This window comes from Synechococcus sp. R55.7 (assembly GCF_047461955.1).
Classification (GTDB): domain Bacteria; phylum Cyanobacteriota; class Cyanobacteriia; order Thermostichales; family Thermostichaceae; genus Thermostichus.
The window spans coordinates 3,951-8,750 of the sequence record NZ_JANSIC010000048.1; the positions used below are offsets into that span (position 1 = coordinate 3,951).

The following is a 4,800-nucleotide window of genomic DNA, read 5'->3' on the forward strand; positions in this document are numbered from 1 at the left end:
TCCCAAGCGCTCCTTGCCGCTGCCGTAACCATCCACAACCTCTCTCAGAGGAAGAAAGAAGTTGGGGATCGACCTGACGAATCGTTTGATTGCCATTTGAAGCAACCGTAATTCGAGTTTCCTGAGTTAGCTGGGCGGGTGTAAGGATTGTCGATGGCAGAACCCACAGACAAACCAACGCTCCAATTCGGCGGCAGGGGTGGGACAGCGGCAGGCGGGGCAAGGGAACAGGTTCTCCTGGGTTTGTTGTTGCTTCACCACTCTGGCCCAGCGCTCGAAAGCCACTTTCGGGTCGGAGGTGGGCTGTTTTGGATTGGGGCTGCGACAGGATCCAGGGCGTTGTCCATCTTGGTCTGCTAGGCGGGGAGCGCCATAAAACTTGCTGGTCAGCTCCGCATCAGGATGGGGGGCAGCCGGGCTGGATCCCTTGTGCCAGGCACCAGAGCTGAAGCGGATATCGCTGAGGGGAGATTGTAGCCGGCTGTTGAGTTTCCTGAGAATGATCTGGCGTTGCAAGGTTAAGTTTTGTGCCCAGGCCGGGGTAGAGGTGGCCACCTGCAGCACCTGTCGGCGCAGGCTGAGAGGATAGGTTTGGGCGGCTACGGCCTCTCCGACGAGTTCGGGCCAGAGCTGCCGCAGGGTTTGCATTTGCTTCAGTTCAGCCCAACGGGGATGGCTGCCAAAGCTTCCCAGTACCTCATCTAACCGCTGCAACATGGTGTCGATAGGGTGTCAATGGCAGGCAATAGCTTAGGAAACACCATTTTGGTCTTCCGGCGATTGAGCCGCTTCTTTGAGGGCAGAGTGAATGGAGTCGGTATCGGGCAAAGAAGGGGATCCGCCGTTTTGACTGAGGGGGGCAAATCCCTCTAGGCTGCGGATATGAATATCTTGTTGCGGGAAGGGGATGCGGATCCCACGTCGCCGAAACTCAGCCTCGATCAGGAAGTTTAGCTCGCTGATCAAGACAAACTGATCTTGAGGACGGTTGATCCACACCAGCAGCTCAAAGTTAAGTGCAGAAGGGCCAAAGGACTTGAGCCAGACTTGGGGGGCAGGGCTGCTCAACACCCGAGCATTTTCTCTGGCGGCGCTGAGCAGGGCTTCGGTGACCAGGGCGGTATCGGAGCCGTAGGCCACGCCGACCGGAATGTGGATGCGACAGCGGGGATCCCGGTAGCTCCAGTTCACCACCTTCGATTCGGTAAAGCGGGAGTTGGGCACAATCACAAAAATGCGATCCAGGGTGCGCAAGACGGTGGCCCGTGGGCCAATGCGCTCCACTGTGCCGAGCAGGTTGTCCACTTCCACCAGATCCCCGATTTGGATGGGGCGCTCCAGCAAAATGGCAATGTAGCTGATGTAGTTGTTGGAGAGGTTTTGCAAACCAAAGCCGATCCCCAAACCCACCGCCCCGGCAATAACCGCCAAGGAGCCCAGATTAAGGCCGCTGAAGGGCAAGACCAGAAGGATGCCGAACAGGGTCAGGATGTACTTGAAGATGGCCGCCGAAGACTCTTGGGTGCCCAGATCCAGCCCCAGGCGTGCCAAAAAGCGCTGCTTGAAGCCAACACTGACGTAGTGGGCGCCGGTGAAAACCAAGATGGAGAGGACGAGGAAGACCAGCAAGCTGGCAATCGAAACGCTGGAGTTGGGCAGAGGCTGGGTGAGAACGCCCAGAGCCGTGGCGACCACACGACCCAGGCCCAGGTAAAAGGAGCGCTGAAACGGTCGTAGGGCAGGGATGAAGCTGATACCGCGATCCAGCGAGATGCCGGCGATGAGGATCACCCCCACGCCCCGCAGCAGCATCCCACCCACATCAATCCAGGTGCCCCAGGCCTCTCCGGCCTTAAGCTCCAACCAGCGTTGCAGACGGGTTAAGCTGCGGTCGAACAGCCGCCAGAGAAAGAACCCCACCACCAGGGTGGCGATCCCTGCCAGGAGGGTCAGAACCAGCACGCGCGGATCCTGGGCCCGCTGCAGAGCCAGCAGATCTTCGCGGTAATCGGCAATCGCTTGCTCCAACCGCCGCGCCCAACTGTTAGCCACCAGACGCACGTCATTCAGGCTCACCTGACCCGGTGCCACCCTGCGCTCCGCGGCAGCATCGGCATAGGTGACGGTGAACAAATACCGTTGGGTGGCCTCAAAGCGGCCTCTTTCCCCCAGGCGTAAGATGTATTGCCCATTGGCATCCTGGGCCACCCGTACCTCTGGCTCCGGCAACTGGCCTTCTTCGAGAAAGCGCTCGATGATCGCCCGAACGTTGTCGGCCCGCACATCGCTGGGGTAGTCTGCCGTCTGCAGGCGGAACACCGGTATGTTCCCGACCAGCACTTCTGTGCCCTCTTGGCCGGTCAAAGGGATCCCGATTGGGCTGGGGGCTGGGGCAGGGGATCCCTCAGGAGTTGGCGCTTCAGCCGGTGTGGGTCGGGGATCGGCCAGGAAAAAGTTGGGATCCCGAAATTCAAGGGCTTGAGCCAAGGGGATCCCTGAGGAGGCAGAGGCGACGGCAGGGGTGAGCCAGAGACCTATCCCCACCGTCAGCCCAACCCAAAGAGCTGCTCGCTTAAGTGGGACGGAGTCCTGCATGGCCGGTTTGGTACGAACGCCTATCGATCAATTGGGGATCCCTGAGGGCTGCCCTGTAAGCTCATGGTGGCACAAGCCGACCTCAATTTTGGCCGATCTGAGCAAGGATTTTAGGTGCCCTGAGAATGGCCCAGAAGGCGTTGACGTAGCTTTTTGATTCTATCTCGCAGCTCGGCGGCTTCCTCAAATTCTAGGTTTTTGGCGGCCTCTTTCATCTTCAGTTCCAGTTGGCCGATCAGCTCCGGAATCTCGGAGAGAGGGATCTCTTGCGCAGCTTGAAAGGCTTTTTCCAGATCTGGGTTGCTGAGTTTGCGGGAGATGGCCAAAAAAGACAAGATGGCATTGCTGTTTTTCTTGACGATGGGCTTGGGCGTGATGTTGTGTTGGCGGTTGTATTGCAATTGAATCTCGCGGCGACGCTGGGTTTCGGCAATGGCCCGGGCCATGCTGCTGGTCATGGTGTCGGCGTACATCACCACCATACCGCGGACATTTCGTGCTGCCCTCCCAATCATCTGAATCAGGGAGCGCTCTGCTCGCAAAAACCCTTCTTTGTCGGCATCCAAAATGGCCACCAAAGAAACTTCTGGCAAGTCCAACCCTTCCCGGAGCAAGTTAACTCCTACCAACACGTCAAAGGCCCCTTCTCGAAAGTCTTGTAGGATTTCAATTCGCTCAATCGAGGTGATCTCGGAATGCAAATAGCGAACTCGGATCCCTCGCTCCTGGAGATATTCTGTGAGATCTTCTGCCATCCGTTTGGTGAGGGTGGTCACGATCACCCGTTCGGCAGATCCCTGCTGAGAGCGCTCCAATCGCAAATAAATTTCTCCCAGCAAATCGTCCACTTGCCCAGCCGTAGGGCGCACATGCACCTCGGGATCCACCACCCCAGTGGGCCGAATCACCTGTTCGATAACCCGACCGCTGCCCTGCACATAAAACTTCAAGGTCTTGCCATCTTCCACCCGGGTTTCAAATTGGGCCTCGCTCTGCTCCAGTTCCCAGTTGCCGGGGGTAGCCGAAACAAAGATACACTGATGAACCTTGGCCCAAAATTCTTCGGCTTTGAGGGGGCGATTGTCGAGGGCGCTGGGCAGGCGAAAACCGTGATCCACCAGCACCTGCTTACGGGCACGGTCGCCATTGTACATGCCGCGAATTTGGGGCACGGTCACGTGGGACTCATCCACCACCAACAGCCAATCGTCGGCCTTGAAATAATCCACCAAGCAGGCGGGGGGCTCTCCTGCTTTGCGTCCCGTTAAATGTCTAGAGTAGTTTTCGATCCCATTGCAATAGCCCACCTCCCGCAGCATTTCTAGGTCGTAGCGGGTGCGCTGCTCTAGGCGTTGGGCTTCCAGGAGCTTGCCTTCTTTGCGAAAGAGGGCCAGTTGCTCTTCCAGTTCTTGCTCGATATTGAGGATCGCCCGCTCCAATTGTGCTTCCGGCGTTACAAAGTGCCGAGCAGGATAAACTCTGAGGGCGCTGAGGCTGTTCAAAATCTCGCCTGTAACCGGGTCGATTAAGCGAATGGCCTCGATCTCATCCCCAAAAAATTCGATGCGAATGACCCGATCCTCATACGCCGGCACAATTTCCAGCACATCTCCTTTGAGGCGAAATCGCCCCCGCACCAGCTCCAGGTCATTGCGCTCGTACTGGATGCTGGCCAGATCCCGCAGGACATCCCGTTGGTTAATCTCCTGGCCGACTTTGAAGGGGATGGAAGCCTTCAGGTACTCCTCTGGCATGCCCAGACCATAGATGCAGCTCACCGAGGCCACCACAATCACATCTCGCCGTTCAAACAAAGAGCGGGTAGCCGAGTGCCGCAGCATATCGATTTCATCGTTGATGGAAGAAGATTTGGCAATGTATGTATCGGTGCTGGGAACATAGGCTTCCGGTTGGTAATAGTCGTAATAGCTGATGAAGTATTCAACGGCATTGTGAGGAAAAAGCTCCCGCAGCTCATTGCACAGTTGTGCTGCCAAAGTCTTATTGTGGGCCATCACTAAGGTGGGCCTGCCGATTTGCTGGATGGTGTGGGCGATGGTAAATGTTTTGCCGGTTCCGGTTGCCCCCAGCAAGGTTTGGAAACGATGGCCTTCTGAAATTGACTTCACCAAACCGGCAATTGCCTTAGGTTGATCTCCGGTGGGTTGATAGGGAGAAACCAGTTGAAACTCTGACATGGGTTTG

3 protein-coding genes are annotated in these 4,800 nt (G+C 57.0%); all 3 read right to left on the bottom strand.

Annotated features, from left to right (window positions below):
* Positions 1-126 precede the first annotated feature (126 nt).
* The 3 genes from NW820_RS04030 to uvrB all read right to left on the bottom strand — a co-directional run bounded on the left by NW820_RS04030 (position 127) and on the right by uvrB (position 4,793).
* Complete coding sequence (locus NW820_RS04030) at positions 127-717, bottom strand: DUF721 domain-containing protein (protein ID WP_414406749.1); 591 nt, start codon at positions 715-717, stop codon at positions 127-129.
* Positions 718-750: 33 nt separating this feature from the next.
* Entirely contained in the window at positions 751-2,595 is a 1,845-nt protein-coding gene (locus tag NW820_RS04035) for a mechanosensitive ion channel family protein (protein WP_414406750.1), read from the bottom strand.
* Between the two features lie 110 nt (positions 2,596-2,705).
* A complete protein-coding gene (gene uvrB, locus NW820_RS04040) occupies positions 2,706-4,793 on the bottom strand; it encodes an excinuclease ABC subunit UvrB (RefSeq protein WP_414406753.1) in 2,088 nt (695 codons plus the stop codon).
* Positions 4,794-4,800 lie beyond the last annotated feature (7 nt).